General features: G+C 65.2%; 14 protein-coding genes. All 14 read left to right on the top strand.

Features of this window, described 5'->3' with window-relative positions; all coding sequences use genetic code 11:
* Nucleotides 1–52: 52 nt before the first annotated feature.
* Entirely contained in the window at nucleotides 53–745 is a 693-nt protein-coding gene (locus DKM43_RS15135) for an ABC transporter (RefSeq protein WP_109799343.1), read from the top strand.
* A gap of 345 nt (nucleotides 746–1,090) precedes the next feature.
* A complete protein-coding gene (locus DKM43_RS15130) occupies nucleotides 1,091–1,588 on the top strand; it encodes a division/cell wall cluster transcriptional repressor MraZ (RefSeq protein ID WP_201739889.1) in 498 nt (165 codons plus the stop codon).
* Nucleotides 1,585–2,592, top strand: coding sequence for a 16S rRNA (cytosine(1402)-N(4))-methyltransferase RsmH (rsmH, locus tag DKM43_RS15125; protein ID WP_109799341.1), 1,008 nt, complete (start codon nucleotides 1,585–1,587; stop codon nucleotides 2,590–2,592). Before DKM43_RS15130 ends, rsmH begins: the two co-directional genes overlap by 4 nt.
* The gene (locus DKM43_RS15120; protein ID WP_109799340.1) at nucleotides 2,589–3,374 is read left to right on the top strand and encodes a hypothetical protein; all 786 of its coding nucleotides are present in this window, start codon (nucleotides 2,589–2,591) and stop codon (nucleotides 3,372–3,374) included. Before rsmH ends, DKM43_RS15120 begins: the two co-directional genes overlap by 4 nt.
* Nucleotides 3,371–5,101: a peptidoglycan D,D-transpeptidase FtsI family protein gene (locus tag DKM43_RS15115; RefSeq protein ID WP_109799339.1), complete on the top strand. Its 1,731-nt coding sequence runs from the start codon at nucleotides 3,371–3,373 to the stop codon at nucleotides 5,099–5,101. Before DKM43_RS15120 ends, DKM43_RS15115 begins: the two co-directional genes overlap by 4 nt.
* Nucleotides 5,098–6,546 (top strand): UDP-N-acetylmuramoyl-L-alanyl-D-glutamate--2,6-diaminopimelate ligase, encoded by a 1,449-nt coding sequence (locus DKM43_RS15110; protein WP_109799338.1) that lies wholly within the window; start codon nucleotides 5,098–5,100, stop codon nucleotides 6,544–6,546. The genes DKM43_RS15115 and DKM43_RS15110 overlap by 4 nt, the downstream gene beginning before the upstream one ends.
* Complete coding sequence (locus DKM43_RS15105) at nucleotides 6,543–8,012, top strand: UDP-N-acetylmuramoyl-tripeptide--D-alanyl-D-alanine ligase (RefSeq protein ID WP_109799541.1); 1,470 nt, start codon at nucleotides 6,543–6,545, stop codon at nucleotides 8,010–8,012. The genes DKM43_RS15110 and DKM43_RS15105 overlap by 4 nt, the downstream gene beginning before the upstream one ends.
* A complete protein-coding gene (mraY, locus tag DKM43_RS15100; protein WP_109799337.1) occupies nucleotides 8,013–9,077 on the top strand; it encodes a phospho-N-acetylmuramoyl-pentapeptide-transferase in 1,065 nt (354 codons plus the stop codon).
* Nucleotides 9,074–10,396: a UDP-N-acetylmuramoyl-L-alanine--D-glutamate ligase gene (murD, locus tag DKM43_RS15095; protein WP_109799336.1), complete on the top strand. Its 1,323-nt coding sequence runs from the start codon at nucleotides 9,074–9,076 to the stop codon at nucleotides 10,394–10,396. Before mraY ends, murD begins: the two co-directional genes overlap by 4 nt.
* Nucleotides 10,393–11,628, top strand: a complete 1,236-nt coding sequence (locus DKM43_RS15090) for an FtsW/RodA/SpoVE family cell cycle protein (protein WP_407938511.1) — start codon at nucleotides 10,393–10,395, stop codon at nucleotides 11,626–11,628. The genes murD and DKM43_RS15090 overlap by 4 nt, the downstream gene beginning before the upstream one ends.
* Complete coding sequence (gene murG, locus DKM43_RS15085; protein WP_109799334.1) at nucleotides 11,625–12,791, top strand: undecaprenyldiphospho-muramoylpentapeptide beta-N-acetylglucosaminyltransferase; 1,167 nt, start codon at nucleotides 11,625–11,627, stop codon at nucleotides 12,789–12,791. The genes DKM43_RS15090 and murG overlap by 4 nt, the downstream gene beginning before the upstream one ends.
* Nucleotides 12,788–14,227, top strand: coding sequence for a UDP-N-acetylmuramate--L-alanine ligase (gene murC / locus DKM43_RS15080; RefSeq protein WP_109799333.1), 1,440 nt, complete (start codon nucleotides 12,788–12,790; stop codon nucleotides 14,225–14,227). The genes murG and murC overlap by 4 nt, the downstream gene beginning before the upstream one ends.
* On the top strand, nucleotides 14,224–15,117 hold the full coding sequence (murB, locus tag DKM43_RS15075; protein ID WP_201739888.1) for a UDP-N-acetylmuramate dehydrogenase: 894 nt from the start codon (nucleotides 14,224–14,226) through the stop codon (nucleotides 15,115–15,117). The genes murC and murB overlap by 4 nt, the downstream gene beginning before the upstream one ends.
* Nucleotides 15,114–16,082, top strand: coding sequence for a D-alanine--D-alanine ligase (locus tag DKM43_RS15070; RefSeq protein ID WP_109799332.1), 969 nt, complete (start codon nucleotides 15,114–15,116; stop codon nucleotides 16,080–16,082). The genes murB and DKM43_RS15070 overlap by 4 nt, the downstream gene beginning before the upstream one ends.
* The last annotated feature ends 6 nt before the right edge of the window (nucleotides 16,083–16,088 follow it).

Raw genomic sequence — 16,088 nt, 5'->3', positions numbered from 1 at the left:
GCAGGCTCTGCAAGCCTTAAGGTATCCGCTGGTCCTTGTCCTTCTGGCCGTGATGGCCGGGTTCGGGTTGTGGCAAACGGCATCGCGTCCCGCAACGAACGTGGCGCCGATCGGCCTGTTCACCAGCCTGCCCATCCTGTGGAGCGAACAGGCGGATCTTGCCCGCATCGTCGATGATGATTCGCCTCCGCACTGGGCACGTGGCGAGATCGAACGCCTTGGCCGCCCTGTCGCGCTAGATACGCTGCTCGACCTGGGCAGCATCGACCGGCTGATCGTGGCACAGCCCCGCGCCCTGGCTCCGGACGAAAATGTCGCGCTCGATCAGTGGGTGCGGCAAGGCGGCAAGGTGCTGCTTATCGCCGATCCGATGCTGACTCAGGAAAGCGCTTTCCCCCTGGGGGATCGGCGCAGGCCGCAGGATATTGTCATGCTTTCGCCCATTCTTGGCCGCTGGGGCCTGACGCTGCACTTTGACGAAGCGCAGCAGGCGGGCGAGCATCTGGCGGAGCGGGAAATTGCGGGAGCGTCGCTTCCAGTCAACCTGCCGGGCCATTTCACACCCGGCGGGCGGGGGCACGAGGCACGTTGCGCAATCAGTCCGTCAGGCCTGCTGGCACGCTGCCGGATCGGCAAGGGGCATGCCCTCTTGCTTGCCGATGCCGCGCTGCTGGAACCCGATGATGCGCAGGGCAGGCGGAGCAAGGCCTTTGCTGCACTGCTTGACGAGGCCTTTCTGCAATGAGCGCGCCCGGTCTGGATGATCTGTTTGCGGGAAAATACGGGATGAATGCGAGGCACGGTCATGTTGGGCAAAGAGGCCCTTTCATTTCCTTTGGATTGTTTGGGATTCTGCCTGCCGCAATTTCAGGCAAGGTATGGTTAGCAATCTATTGCTTCGTGGAAAAAATCATACGGAATCATAGCTAGTCCGCATTTTCCCGCATTTTCCCCTTTTCGCCCGCCCGGTCCCGCGTTAGTAATGCTGGTTATCGGGACGGACTCCAGTCGCATCCGCGGGGGATGAGTCGGCCATGCGCGATGGCGTCTGGCCGGGCGAGGGAGTCTGTCGGCGTGTGGGGTGTCCAGCGTGGCAGGAGGGCCGGTCAATCTGGTGGGGCAAGGCTTTTCGCCGCGGGGCGAAAAGGGCCGCTTCGTCCTGCCTGCCGACTTCCGTTCCGATATCTATGCCGCTTCCGCCAACCAGCGCATTCTGTGCCTCGACAAGCATCCCCGGCTGCCGTGCCTGACCGGCTTCGGCCTGTCGCGCCTCGATGATTTTGCCGCCGAGATCGACCGCGAGGAGGAGAAGCGGCTCCGCCTCGGTCAGGATTTCGACCGCGACATGGCCGAAGCGCAGGTTTACGGCTTCTATCGCGCCAGCTTCGATGACAGCGGGCGCTTCGTCCTGCCCGATTACCTGTCCGAACTGGGGCAGGTGGAAGACGGCCTCTACTTTCATGGCGGGGGGCGGCAGATCACCATCTGGAATCCGCGCATCCTGTTCGAACAGGGGCCGGGCTGGGACAGCGCCAAGGCGGGCTGCCGCGCCAAGATGGCCGAAGCTGCCAAGGGCAAGCGCAAATGAGCGCCCCGCACATTCCCGTGCTGCTTGATGAAGTGGTCAGCGCGCTTGCGCCGCAGCCCGGACAGGTTCTGGTCGATGCCACTTTCGGTGCGGGCGGATATACCCGCCGCCTGCTTGATGCGGGGGCAACGGTCCATGCTTTCGATCGTGATCCCGATGCGATCGCCGCAGGCAGGTGCTGGCCTGAAACGCAGGAAACGCCGCCGCGCCTGATCCTTCACCCCCGGCGCTTTTCCGAACTTGCCGAAGGTCTGGCCGAGGCGGGCGTGGCGCATGTCGACGGCGTCGTGTTCGATATCGGCGTCAGTTCCATGCAGCTCGATCAGCCGGGGCGTGGATTTGCCTTTTCCTCCGATGGCCCGCTCGACATGCGGATGTCGCAGGACGGGCCGAGCGCGGCCGATTTCCTCAACGGTGCCGACGAGGCCGAGATTGCCGATGTCCTCTATCGTTTCGGCGAAGAACGTCAGTCGCGCCGGATCGCACGCGCGGTGGTGGCGGCGCGCCCGCTTGAAACTACGGGCCAGTTCGCCGCTGTCGTGCGCAAGGCGCTGGGCTATCGCCCCGACATAAAGGGGCCAAAGGCGCAGAAGGATCCGGCAACGCGCAGCTTTCAGGCCGTGCGCATCCACGTCAACGGCGAGCTTGACGAACTGATCGAGGGCCTTGATGCCGCCGAACAGGTGCTGCGTCCGGGGGGGCGCATCGCGGTGGTCAGCTTCCACAGCCTTGAGGACCGCATCGTCAAGCAGTTCCTGCGCGAGGCGGCCGGGGCAGTGCCCGCCGGTTCGCGCCATCTGCCGCAGATGCCGGGCAAGGTTGAGGCCGTGTTCGAGAAGCCCTCTGCGGCGATCCGCCCCACGGCCGAGGAAGAAGCCCGCAACCCGCGCGCCCGTTCGGCAACTCTGCGCTGGGCGGTGCGCACCGGGGCACCTGCGCGCAAAGGGCCGGAAGCCGGGGCAACGCGCAACGCAGGGCCGGGCAAGGGGAGGGCTGCCGCATGATTGCCACGGTCAATCGTCTGCGCACGGTCGGCTGGCTGGTGCTGCTCGCGCTCTGTCTTGGGCTGGTGCTGGTCACCGCCTTCCGCGTCAACGCGCTGCGCAGCCAGATCCACCGCGCCGAAGCCCGCATCGTCGCCCTGAAGCAGGAGCGGCTCTATCTGGAAACCGAGTTCGAGACGCGCTCCAACCAGCAGCAGCTCAAGACATGGAACGATGTCGAATTCGGCTACGCCGCGCCCGGTGCCGGGCAGTATCTTGAAGGCGAGCGCGCGCTGGCAGCACTGAGCGTCCCGGCGCGGCCCGATGCGCCAGCGCCGATCCGCGTGGCAAGCGTCGATGATAGCGTGATTGCCTCCAGCGCCTTTCCGGCGATGGTCTCGCCGCTTTCTGGCAAACCCCAGAGTACCGAATCTGCCCGGATCGCTGCCGCTGATGAGGACCGGGATGAACCCGTGCAGGAGCGCGCCAAGGCTGTCGAAACGCTGAGCGATCGTCTGGGCAAGGTGGTCGATGCGCGGCCCGGCGGTCCTGTGCGCAAGCCTACGGGGGCGAAGGTTGGTCCCGCCGGAAGCGGCGATGATGGCAAGGGGCGCGCCGCTGCGGCACCGGCCGAGAAGAAGGGCAAGCCGAGCGAGGTTGCTGCATCCCCCAAGACAAAGCCGGAAAAGGGGGCTGCCCCGGCAGGCAAGCCGGCGGTTGCCGAGAAGCCAGCGGCCAAGCCAGCAAAAACCGCAGCGGCCACGCGCCCGGCAAAGCCGAAGGAGGCTAGGGTCACGCTGTGAACGCGCTCACTGCCTCTGCCGCGATTGCCACGGGCCGGGTCAGGCTTGCGAATGTCCGTCAGCAGTCGCTGGTGGAAGCCAAGATCCGCGTGCTGCTGGTGGCCGCGCTCTTTCTGCTCGCGGGAATTGCTGCATTCGTCCGCATCTTTCAGCTTGGCCTGTCCGGCAATGCGCCCGAACGCCGGTCGCTGAGCGAAGCGCTTTTGCCGCCGCGTGGCGAGATCACCGATCGCAATGGCGTGCCGCTGGCCCGCGCTTTCCCGGCCTATGCGCTGTGGTTCAATCCCAGGGCGCTGGGCCAGAATGGCTCGCCTCTGGTCAAGACGCCGGAAGAAGTGGCCGCCGCGCTCATGCAGATCTTCCCGGATGCGGACTACAATGACCTGCTCCGGCGCCTGAAATCCGACAAGCCCGGCTATTTGCGCCAGAGAGTGATGCCCGAAGAGGCCAACCGCGTCTTCGCCCTGGGCGAACCAGCGCTTGAGTTCCCGCGCGAGAACCAGCGCTATTATCCGCAAGGCTCGCTGGGTGCGCATGTCCTCGGCTATGTCGACAGCGAGGGCAAGGGGCACGTCGGCATGGAGCAGGTGCTTGAAAAGCAATTGCTCGATCCGGTGCAGCGCGCCCGCCCGGTGGCGCTGTCAATCGACATGCGCGTGCAGGGCGCGCTTGAGGACGAACTGGGCCGCGGGATGCTCGAAACCGACGCCAAGGGTGCTGCGGGCGTCATTCTCGACGTTGATACCGGCGAAGTCGTCGCGCTGGCATCGCTGCCCTCGTTCAACCCCAACCGGTCGGACCGCGCTCTGAACGAACTGGTTTTCAACAAGGTCACAAACCAGGTTTACGAGCTCGGCTCCACCTTCAAGCCGCTGAGTGTTGCCGCCGCCATCGATGCGGGCGTGATTACCGATCTGGCGGCGCGCTATCCAGCCGACCGGCCGCTTGAGATCGGCGGCTTCCGCATCCGCGACAGCCACTATCTCGGCGCATCGCTAAACGTTCCCGAAGCGCTTATCCACTCGTCCAACATCGTCACCGCGCAAGTGGCGGACAAGCTTGGCGGTGTGGCGCTGAAGCGCACCATGGCCGCGCTTGGCATGAACGAGCGGCCCTTCATCGAACTGCCCGCGCGCGGGTTTCCGCTTTGGCCCAAGGGAGAATGGCCGCGAATCACGACCATGACGGTCAGCTACGGACATGGCATTGCGGTGACGCCGCTGCATCTTGCCGCCGCCTATGCCGCGATGGTCAACGGCGGTGTCTGGCGGCCTGCCACACTGTTCAAGGTCGATCCTGCCAAGGCCCCCGAAGGCCGCCGCGTGTTCAAGGCATCCACCAGCGCGCGCATGCGCCAGCTCCTGCGCATGATCGTGGTCGATGGCACCGGAAAGTCTGCCAATGCTCCCGGCTTTCGCGTCGGAGGAAAGACCGGATCGGCTGAAAAGCCGGGCGGCAGGGGCGGTTACAATCGCACCTCGCTGGTCGCGACATTCGCGGCGGCTTTTCCCATGGACAAACCGCGCTATGTGGTGATCGCCATGCTTGACGAACCGAAGGGCACTGCCGCCACATCCTATCAGCGCACCGCCGCGTGGAATGCCGCGCCGATTGTCGGCCGCGTGGTGCCGCGTATCGGTCCGCTGCTTGGCGTGGTGCCTGATGACACGCGCGACATCGACATTTCCGATCTTTCCCCGCTGGTGGGCAAGGGAGAGAAGCCTTGAAGCTTGGGGCGCTTCTGGAGGCGGCAGGGTTCGGGACAAGCGGCGCTGAGGCCAATGTCACCGGATTTGCCATAGATCACCGCAAGGTTGCGCCGGGCACGGTCTTCGGCGCCTTTCCCGGCACGCGCTTCAACGGCGAGGATTTCATCGCCGATGCGGTAAAAGCAGGAGCCGTGGCCGTCGTTGCCCGTCCCGAAGCGAACGTAGAGGGCGCGCTGCATATCCCCGATGCAGAGCCGCGCCGCGCCTTTGCGCATCTTGCCGCGCGCTTTTTCCAGCCCGTGCCCGACACCATTGTGGCCGTGACCGGCACCAACGGCAAGACATCAACCGTGGAAATGACCCGGCAGATCTGGCGCATGGCAGGCCATTCGGCGGCCTCCATCGGCACGCTTGGTGTCACCACCGCCGATGAAAGCGTTTCGACCGGGCTGACCACGCCCGATATCGTGACGTTCCTCGCCAACATGACCGGACTGGCCCGCGAGGGTGTGACCCATGTCGCCTATGAGGCGTCGAGCCACGGGCTTGCCCAGTTCCGCAACGAGGGGCTTAAGGTCATCGCGGGCGGCTTCACCAATCTCAGCCGCGATCATCTCGACTATCACGAGACGATGGATGCCTATTTCGCGGCCAAGATGCGGCTGTTCGATCACGTGGTGATGGATGGCGGCACGGCGGTCGTGTGGATGGATGACGAATGGTCTGCCCGCGCCGCCGAACATGCCGCGCGGCGCGGGCTCGAATTGCTGACCGTGGGCAGCCGGGGCTCCGGTATCCGGCTGACTGGCCGCACGCCCACGCAGCTTGGCCAGACGCTGGCGATCGAATGGCAGGACAATGCACGCACCGTGTCCCTGCCGCTGATCGGTGCCTATCAGGCGGCCAATGCGCTTGTTGCCGCGGGTCTCGCCATTGCGTCGGGGGTGCCGGCGGCGCAGGTGTTTGATGCGATTGCCCGCCTTCAGCCCGTGCGCGGACGGCTTGAGCGGGCGGCCATCAACCGCGCGGGGGCGCCGGTCTATGTGGATTATGCCCACACGCCAGATGCGATCACCGCCGCCATTGCCGCCTTGCGCCCGCATGTGGCGGGCAGGCTGATTACCGTTTTCGGCGCAGGCGGCGACCGTGACGGCGGCAAGCGCCCCGAAATGGGCCGCGCGGCCTGTGCGGGTTCGGATGTGGTCATCGTGACCGACGACAATCCCCGCGGCGAGGATCCTGCCGCCATCCGCGCCGCCGTGCTTGCCGGTTGCGATGGCAAGGCGCGCGAGATTGCCGATCGACGCGAAGCCATTGCCGAGGCCATCGCACGGGCGGGCCGCGATGATATCGTGCTGGTGGCGGGCAAGGGGCACGAACAGGGGCAGATCATCGGCAGGGGCGATGCCATGCGCATCCTGCCGTTCGACGACGTGCAAGTGGCAAGGGAGTGTACCGCATGACCGCGCACCCGGCCCTTATCGACTGGCCAGAGGAAGCATCGGACAAGGCGGGTCTCGCCTTGTGGACGAGCGAGGAGATCGCCGCAGCAACAGGAGGCCGCGCCAGCGCGCCCTTTGCCGTGTCGGGGGTGGAGATCGACAGCCGCGAGGTGGCCGAAGGCGACCTGTTCTTTGCGCTGAAGGGCGAAACTTCGGACGGGCACCGCTATCTTGACGGCGCCTTTGGCAGGGGCGCGGCAGGCGCCGTGGTTGAACATTCCGCGCTACATCCGCACGTCCTGGTGGCCGATACCGCCAAGGCGCTTGAGGCGCTGGGCCGTGCCGCGCGCGGGCGGGCGGATGCAGGCATCATCGGCGTTACCGGCTCGGCCGGAAAAACCGGGGTGAAGGAGGCGCTTTACGCCGCGCTTGACCGTGCCAGCCGGGGCCGCGCGCATCGCTCGGTCAAGAGCTACAACAATCACGTGGGCGTGCCGCTCAGCCTTGCCAGAATGCCGGCATCCTCGCGCTTCGGCGTGTTCGAGATGGGCATGAACCACGCAGGCGAATTGTCGGCCCTGACGCGGATCGTGCGCCCGCACGTGGCCATCATCACCACAATCGCGCCCGCGCACATCGGCCACTTTGCCAATGAGGAAGGCATTGCCGATGCCAAGGCCGAAATCTTCGAAGGTCTTGAGCCGGAAGGCGTGGCGATCATTCCCGCGGACAACCGCCATTACGAACGCCTGCGCGCCAAGGCCGAAAAGCATGCCGCGCGCATCATCACCTTCGGGCGCAGGGCGGATGCCGACGCCCGCCTGATCGATGCCGTTGCCTCGGCCTGTGGCGGAACGCTGGTCACGGCGGATCTCGGTGGGCGCAAGCTGTGCTACACGATCTCGCAACCGGGCGAGCACTGGGTGGCCAATTCGCTGGCGGTCATGGCCGCTGTCGAGGCCATCGGCGGCGATCTTGGCGCAGCCGGGCTTGCTCTTGCCGAAATGGAAGGACTTGCCGGACGCGGCGCGCGCCATACAATCCCGGCCTCCGGTGGCGATGGATCGGGCAAGGCGCTGGTCATCGACGAGAGCTACAACGCCAATCCGGCATCCATGGCCGTTACCCTGCGCCAGCTTGGCGCAACGCCCGCTGCCCGGCGCATCGCGGTGCTGGGGGCCATGAAGGAACTGGGCGCACAGGAAGCGCGTTATCACGCCGAACTTGCCGGGCCGATTGCAGAGGCAAAGGTTGATCGGCTGGTCCTTGTCGGTCCTGAAATGGCGCCGCTGGTCGAAGCCTTGGGGAAAAGCGGAGCCGCTTCGCTTGCCGGTGCAATCGATGTGGCGCATGTGCAGACGGCGGCTGATGCGGCGCAATGTCTGGCGGCCGATGGTGTGCGCGGGGGTGATGCCATCCTCGTGAAGGGGTCGAACTCGGTGGGGCTGGGGGCGCTGGTGCGCACGCTCACCGCCAGGGAACAGTGAATGCTCTATCTGCTGGCACAGTGGCTGCAATTCGAAGGGTTCAGCAATCTCATCCGCTACCAGACGTTTCGCGCCGGCGCGACGCTGCTGACCGCGCTGCTGATCGGTCTCGTCATCGGGCCGCGCTTCATCAACATGTTGCGCGTGCGCCAGGGCAAGGGCCAGCCCATCCGCGACGACGGCCCGCAGTCGCATCTGGCCAAGCGGGGCACGCCGACGATGGGCGGGCTGATGATCGTGACCGCGCTCACACTTTCGCTGCTGCTGTGGATGGACCTGTCGAGCAAGCTGGTCTGGGCCTGCGTGGTCGTCACGCTGGGTTTCGGGCTGATCGGGTTCCTCGATGATTACGACAAGGTCACGAAATACGCGCACAAGGGCGTGCCGGCGAAAGTCCGCCTTGCGGGCGAGTTCGTGGTTGCCGCCATTGCCGCATGGTTCGCGGTGGGCGAAACGCATCTTTACGTTCCGCTGTTCAGCAATCTCTACGTGCCGCTGGGGCCGTTCTACTATCTGTTCGCGATCTTCGTGATCGTGGGCGCGGGCAATGCGGTCAACCTGACCGACGGGCTTGACGGGCTGGCCATCATGCCGGTCATCATCGCGGCAGGCACTTTTGCCATCATCGCCTATCTGGCCGGGCGTGTCGACTATTCGAGCTATCTCGGCATCCCGCATGTGAAGGGGGCGGGCGAACTGGCTATTTTCTGCGCGGCGATGATGGGGGCGGGCCTTGCCTTCCTGTGGTTCAACGCACCTCCTGCTGCGGTGTTCATGGGCGATACCGGAAGCCTCGCGCTTGGCGGCGCGCTGGGCGTGATCGCGGTGGCATCGCATCACGAAATCGTGCTTGCGATCGTCGGCGGGCTGTTCGTCATGGAGGCAGTTTCGGTGATCGTGCAGGTGGCCGTTTACAAGCGAACCGGCAAGCGCGTGTTCCGCATGGCGCCGATCCATCATCACTTCGAACAGCTCGGCTGGAAGGAATCGACCGTGGTGATCCGTTTCTGGATCGTCTCGATCGTGCTGGCGCTGATCGGCCTTGCCACGCTGAAGGTGCGATGATCGTCTCGCCCGCCTTTTCCGGCAAACGCTTTGCCGTGCTTGGCCTTGCCCGATCCGGGCAGGCCAGCGTCGAAGCGCTGCTTGCAGGCGGGGCCGAGGTCACGGTGTGGGACAGCCGCGAGGAGCCGCGCGCCGCCTATGAAGGGCGGTGCGCCATTGCCGATCCTCTGGCAATCGACCTCACCGGTTTTGCGGGCGTTGTCGTCAGCCCCGGAGTGCCGCTGAACCGCCACCCCATCGCGGCCCATGCCGCATCGTTCGGCGTGCCGGTGATCGGCGACATCGAACTCTTCGCGCAGGCGCGGGCCGATCTGCCGCCGCACCGCGTGGTCGGCATCACCGGCACCAACGGCAAATCGACCACGACCATGCTGGTGCATCACATCTGCAAGGCGGCGGGGCTGGAAGCGCGGCTTGGCGGCAATATCGGTCTGCCCGTGCTGGGGCAGGAGCCTTTGCCCGCGGGCGGGGTCTATGTTCTTGAACTGTCGAGCTATCAGATCGATCTCACGCGCAGTCTGGATTGCGATGTGGCCGCGCTCATCAATCTCAGCCCGGACCATCTTGACCGATACGACGGCTTTGCCGCCTATGCCGCCGCCAAGGCCCGCCTTTTCCAGATGCAGGCGGCAGATCATCATGCCGTGCTGGGGTGCGGTGACGAGCATACGCTGGCCATTGCCCGCGATGTGGCCGCACACCACCGTCCCGGCTTCGTCCATGTGGTAAAGCCCGATGCACTTGGGGGACAGGCACAGTGGCCTTCGCTGCAAGGCCCGCACAATCTCCAGAATGCGGCAATCGCGGTGGAGATCGTGCAGCAACTCGGCATTACCGAAGACGTATGGCGCCCCGCGCTTGCCAGCTTCGTGGGCCTGCCGCACCGGATGGAGCGCGTGGCTGAGGCCAATGGCGTGCTTTTCATCAACGACAGCAAGGCCACCAATCCCGCATCGACTGCGCCAGCGCTGGGCGCCTATCCGCGCATTCACTGGATTCTGGGCGGACTGCCCAAGAGTGACAACCTCGATGAATGTGCGCCCTATTTCGGCAATGTTGTTGCGGCCTATACCATCGGCGAGGCCGGGCCGATGTTCGCCGACATTCTTGCCCCGGTCATGCCGGTGACCCGCAGCGAGATGATGTGCGATGCCGTGCGCCAGGCAATGGACGCGGCGCAGCCGGGCGACGTGGTCATGCTTTCGCCGGCCTGTGCCAGCTTCGACCAGTTCCGCGATTTCGAGGCGCGTGGCGATTCCTTCCGCCAGATTGTCGAGACCCTGATCGCCGATCGGGCCGCTGCGGCAGGTGAACGATGAGCACTGCACCCACGCCCACCCGGCTTGTTGCCACCCCGATGCCCGATGGCAGCGTGCGCGTGGTCGGCCATGGTTCACGCTTTCGGCGCAGCCGCCGCAGCGAGCTGATGATCTGGTGGCGCGAGATCGACCGTTTTCTGCTTGCGCTCATCCTCATGCTCGTCGTGATCGGCTGCGTTGCGGTGGCGGCTGCATCACCGGCCAGCGCACAGCGTCTGTCCACCGCGAAGAAGTCGCTTGGCGATCTCTATTTCTTCTGGATTCACCTGCGCTGGGTGGCAGTGGGCCTTGTGGCCATGTTCATTGCCTCGCTGCTGCCCAAGGAAACCGCCCGGCGCGGCGCCATCCTTCTGGCGGTGGCGATGATCGTCGCGCTCGTGCTGGTGCCGCTGGTCGGCAGCGAAGTGAAGGGGGCCAAGCGGTGGCTGTGGATCGGCTTCAGCCTGCAACCTTCCGAGTTTCTGAAACCCGGCTTTGCGATTGCGCTGGCCTGGGTGCTTTCCTGGCGTCTGCGCGATCCCAAGCTGCCTGTCATTCCGATCACCGTGGCGGTGATGGCGCTGGTGGCCACGCTGCTCATGGCCCAGCCCGATTTCGGTTCGACGGTGCTGTTCGGGGGGGTCTGGTTCGTGCTGGTCCTGCTTTCGGGCCTGCCGTTCAACCGCATCCTGTGGTCTATGGGCGCCGGGCTGCTGGGACTGGTTGCAGCTTACCTGTTCTATCCGAACGCCACCAATCGCATCGACAGCTTCATTTCCGGCGGGAGCGAGTTCGATCAGGTCGATCTGGCGATGCGGACGCTGCTCAACGGAAGCTGGAGCGGCGCGGGGCTGTGGCTCGGCAGCCGGAAGAACGCCCTGCCCGAAGCGCATACCGACTATATCTTCTCGGTGGTCGGTGAGGAGTTCGGGCTGATTGCCTGTGCGGTTATCGTGCTGCTCTATTGCGCGGTGGCGCTGCGCGTGCTGATGCGCCTGCTGGATGAGGACGATCTTTTCACCATCCTTGCCGCTGCCGGGCTGACCGCGCAGCTGGTGGGGCAGGCGTTCATCAATATCCTCGTCAACCTCCAACTGTTTCCATCGAAAGGCATGACCTTGCCGCTCATCAGCTATGGCGGTTCATCGACCATTGCGCTTCTTCTCGGCGTGGGGCTGCTGCTGGCGATCACGCGGCGCAATCCCTATCTCTCGCGCGAGAAGTTCGACATTGCCGATCTGGTGCGCAAATGAGCGGTCCTTCGCGTCACTATGTGCTGGCCGCAGGAGGGACCGGCGGGCATCTGATTCCCGCCTTTGCGCTGGCGGTAGAGCTTGAACGGCGTGGCCATCATGTCGCGCTGGTCACGGACGAGCGCGGGGCGAAAATCCCCGGAAAGCCCGATTTTCTGCCGGCCCACGTGCTTCCGGCAGGGCGTCTGGCAAAGAACCCGGTGGCGGCGGTCAAGGGGCTGCGGGCGATCTGGCGGGGACGCGCCATGGCATTGCGCCTGTTCGAGAGCTTCGCGCCTTCGTGCGTGATCGGGTTTGGCGGCTATCCGGCGCTTCCGGCCCTGCTGGCGGCGCGATCGGCGCGCATCCCCACGGTCATTCACGAACAGAATGCCGTGCTGGGACGGGTCAACCGCTTTCTGGCAGGACGGGTTGATGCGATTGCCACGGCCTATGCCGAGATTGACCGCCTTGATCCAAAACTGTGGGGCAAGGTCCGCCGGGTGGGCAATCCGGTGCGGCCCGAAGTGCTGGCGCTGCGCGGCGAACCTTTTCCCGCGTTCACCGAAGACAGCCTTTTCCGCGTGCTGGTGACAGGCGGCAGCCAGGGCGCATCGATTCTGTCCGAAGTCGTGCCCGATGGCCTTGCCATGTTGCCGCCCGCGCTGCGCCACCGCCTTCAGGTAACGCAGCAGTGCCGCCCGGAAGACCTTGAGGCCGTGCGCGCCCGCTATGCCGCGCATGAAATCCCTGCCGAACTCGGCACCTATTTCGAGGACATGCAGTCCCGTCTGGCTGGTGCGCACCTGTTCATCGGGCGCGCGGGGGCTTCGACCATCGCCGAACTGACGGCGGTGGGCCGTCCTGCCATTCTGGTGCCGCTGCCCATCGCCACCGACGATCATCAGACCGCCAACACGCGCGAGATCGTGGCGGCGGGCGGGGCGCGCGCGATCCGCCAGACCGCGTTCACTCCCAAGGAACTTGCCAAGCAGATTCAGGTCATGGCCCAGCATCCCCAGACCCTTGCCAATGCCGCCCATGCCGCGTGGAACTGCGGCCTGCCCAACGCGGTGAAGGACCTTGCCGATCTGGTCGAGAGTTTCGGGGGCGAGCCGATCATGGACGTGATCCGGGTGGACAGCCGCAAGACCGCCGCGCAGGGTCAGGAGCAACTGGCGTGAAGGGCGTCGGCACGGAAATCGGCACGATCCACTTCGTGGGAATCGGCGGAATCGGCATGTCGGGCATTGCCGAGGTCATGCACAACATGGGCTATGCGGTTCAGGGATCGGACATGGCGGAAAGCTATGTCGTGGATGGCCTGCGCGCCCGCGGCATCAAGGTGATGATCGGCCAGAAGGCTGAGAACGTGAAGGGCGTGGCCGTGGTCGTCACATCCACGGCCGTCAAGCGCGACAATCCCGAAGTCGTGGCAGCCCTCGAAAACCGCATTCCCGTTGTGCGCCGCGCGGAAATGCTGGCCGAACTGATGCGGCTCAAGAATACCGTGGCCGTGGCCGGAACCCACGGCAAGACCACGACGACATCAATGATTGCCTGCCTGCTCGATGCGGGCGGGATCGATCCCACGGTCATCAACGGCGGGATCATCAATTCCTACGGCTCCAATGCGCGGCTGGGTGACAGCGAGTGGATGGTGGTGGAAGCGGACGAGAGCGACGGCTCGTTCCTGCGGCTGGATGGCACGCTGGCGGTCGTTACCAATATCGATCCCGAACACCTCGATCACTATGGCAGCTTCGAGAGGGTGAAGGCCGCCTTTGTCGAGTTCATCGAGAACGTGCCCTTCTATGGCGCGGCCATGCTCTGCATCGATCACCCCGAAGTGCAGGCGATCATTCCCAAGGTGCGCGACCGTCGCGTGGTGACTTATGGCTTTTCCGCGCAGGCCGATGTGCGCGGCGAGGCCGTAACGCCCATTCCGGGCGGGAACCGTTTTACCGCAATGCTGCGCCAGCGCGATGGCACGTTCCGCCGGATCGAGGGCATCGAACTGCCCATGCCCGGCCGACACAATGTGCAGAATGCACTGGCGGCCGTGGCCGTGGCGGCGGAAATGGGTGTTCCTGACGATACGATCCGGGGCGGCTTCGCCAAGTTCGGCGGGGTCAAGCGCCGCTTCACCAAGGTGGGCGAACTGGCGGTAGGCAGCGGGACGGTGACGATCATCGACGATTACGGGCATCACCCGGTCGAAATCCGCGCCGTTCTTGCCGCCGCGCGCGAGGGTGTGCCCAGAGAAGGTCAGGGCGGGCGAGTCATCGCGGTGGTCCAGCCGCATCGCTTCACCCGGCTGCGCGATCACATGGAGGACTTTCAGGGCGCCTTCAACGATGCCGACATCGTCTATGCCGCGCCCGTCTATCCGGCCGGTGAACAGCCGATCGATGGCGTTGACAGCGCCGCGATGGTCGAAGGCATCAAGGCGCGCGGCCATCGCAGCGCCCATCTGGTTGCCGGCCCGGAAGCTCTGGCCAGAGAACTGGCAGGAGCTGTGCAGGCGGGCGACATGGTCGTGTGCCTTGGCGCGGGCGACATCACGAAATGGGCTGCCGGGCTGGCGGATGCCATCGGGCGCGAAAGGGGGCAGGCATGACGACGCTGGCCCTGCCGCAGGTCCGCGGCAAGCTGACTCCGGATGCTCCGCTTGCGCCGCTGGTCTGGTTCAAGTCGGGCGGGAATGCCGACTGGCTGTTCGAACCGAAGGACATTGCCGATCTTCAGGATTTTCTCGCCGGGCTTGCCCCCGAAGTGCCGGTCATGGCGCTGGGGCTGGGCTCCAATCTGATCGTGCGCGATGGCGGGGTGCCGGGGGTGGTGATCCGGCTGGGCAAGGCCTTTGCCACGGTCAAGACGGTTGATGCCGTCACGCTGGATTGCGGTGGCGGGGCCAGCGGCATTCTCGTCTCGTCCACGGCGCGCGACAACGGGATCGCCGGGCTTGAGTTCCTGCGCTCGATCCCCGGCACGGTGGGCGGCTTCGTGCGGATGAACGGCGGGGCCTATGGCCGCGAGGTCAAGGACGTGCTGGTCGATTGCGATGTGGTGATCCGTTCGGGCGAGATGGTGCGGCTTCCCGTGGCGGAACTGGGTTATGCCTACCGGCATTCCGAGCTGACCGATGGCGCGATCGTGGTGGCGGCCCGTTTCCGCGGCCATCAGGGAACGCCGGAGGCCATTCAGGCCGAAATGGACCGTATCAGTGCCTCGCGCGAGGCATCGCAGCCGCTGCGCAGCAAGACCGGCGGCTCGACCTTCAAGAACCCCGATGGAGCCAAGGCGTGGGAACTGGTTGACCGTGCCGGCTGTCGCGGGCTGACGATGGGCGGCGCGCAGGTGAGCGAGAAGCACACCAACTTCCTCATCAACACCGGCAATGCCAGCAGCACCGAAATCGAGGCGCTGGGCGAAGAAGTGCGCCGCCGCGTGCGCGAAAGCTCCGGGGTGGAGCTGGAATGGGAAATCAAGAGGATAGGCCGCAAGTGACTTTGCCCAGACTTCATGTTGCGGTTCTCATGGGCGGCTGGTCGAGCGAGCGGCCGGTCAGCCTCATGTCGGGCGAGGGAGTGGCAAAGGCGCTCGAAGCGCGCGGGCACAAGGTCACGCGCATCGACATGGGGCGCGATGTCGCGCAGAAACTGGCCGAAGCCCGGCCCGATGTCGTGTTCAACGCGCTTCATGGCACACCGGGAGAGGACGGTTCCATTCAGGGCCTGATGGACATCATGGGGCTGGTCTATACCCATTCGGGGCTGGCGACTTCGGTCATCGCCATCGACAAGGAACTGACCAAGCAGGCGCTGGTGCCGCATGGCATTCCGATGCCCGGCGGGCGCGTGGTCAAGGTGTCAGACCTTTACCGGGCCGATCCCCTGCCGCGCCCCTATGTGCTGAAGCCGGTCAACGAGGGCTCTTCGGTGGGTGTGGCCATCGTCACCGCGGATGGCAACTTCGGCAATCCCATCAGCCCCGACGCGCGCGGACCGTGGCAGGAGTTCGACGAGCTGCTGGCCGAACCCTTCATTCGCGGGCGTGAACTGACCACGGCCGTTTTGGGCGACAGGGCGCTGCTCGTTACCGAACTGCGGCCGAAATCCGGCTTCTACGATTTCGATGCCAAATATACTGATGGCATGACCGACCATATCTGCCCGGCCGAGATCCCTGACGAGATCACCGAGGCTTGCCGGCAGCTTGCCCTGCGCGCGCACCAGTTGCTTGGCTGCAAGGGCACCAGCCGTTCGGATTTCCGCTGGGACGACGAGCAGGGCGTTGAAGGCCTGTTCCTGCTGGAGGTGAATACCCAGCCGGGGATGACGCCGCTCAGTCTCGTGCCCGAACAGGCGCGCGCGCTGGGAATGGATTATCCGGACCTCGTCGAGGCGATCATCGCCGAGGCCCTCAAGGATGCAAGAACGGACGATAGGGCAGCACGGACGGCAAGAGGCTGAAGGCTC

The organism is Novosphingobium meiothermophilum (assembly GCF_003171715.1).
Taxonomy (GTDB): Bacteria; Pseudomonadota; Alphaproteobacteria; order Sphingomonadales; family Sphingomonadaceae; genus Novosphingobium; species Novosphingobium meiothermophilum.
The sequence above is the reverse complement of the archived record's forward strand: the minus strand, read 5'-3'. Positions and strand labels throughout refer to the sequence as shown.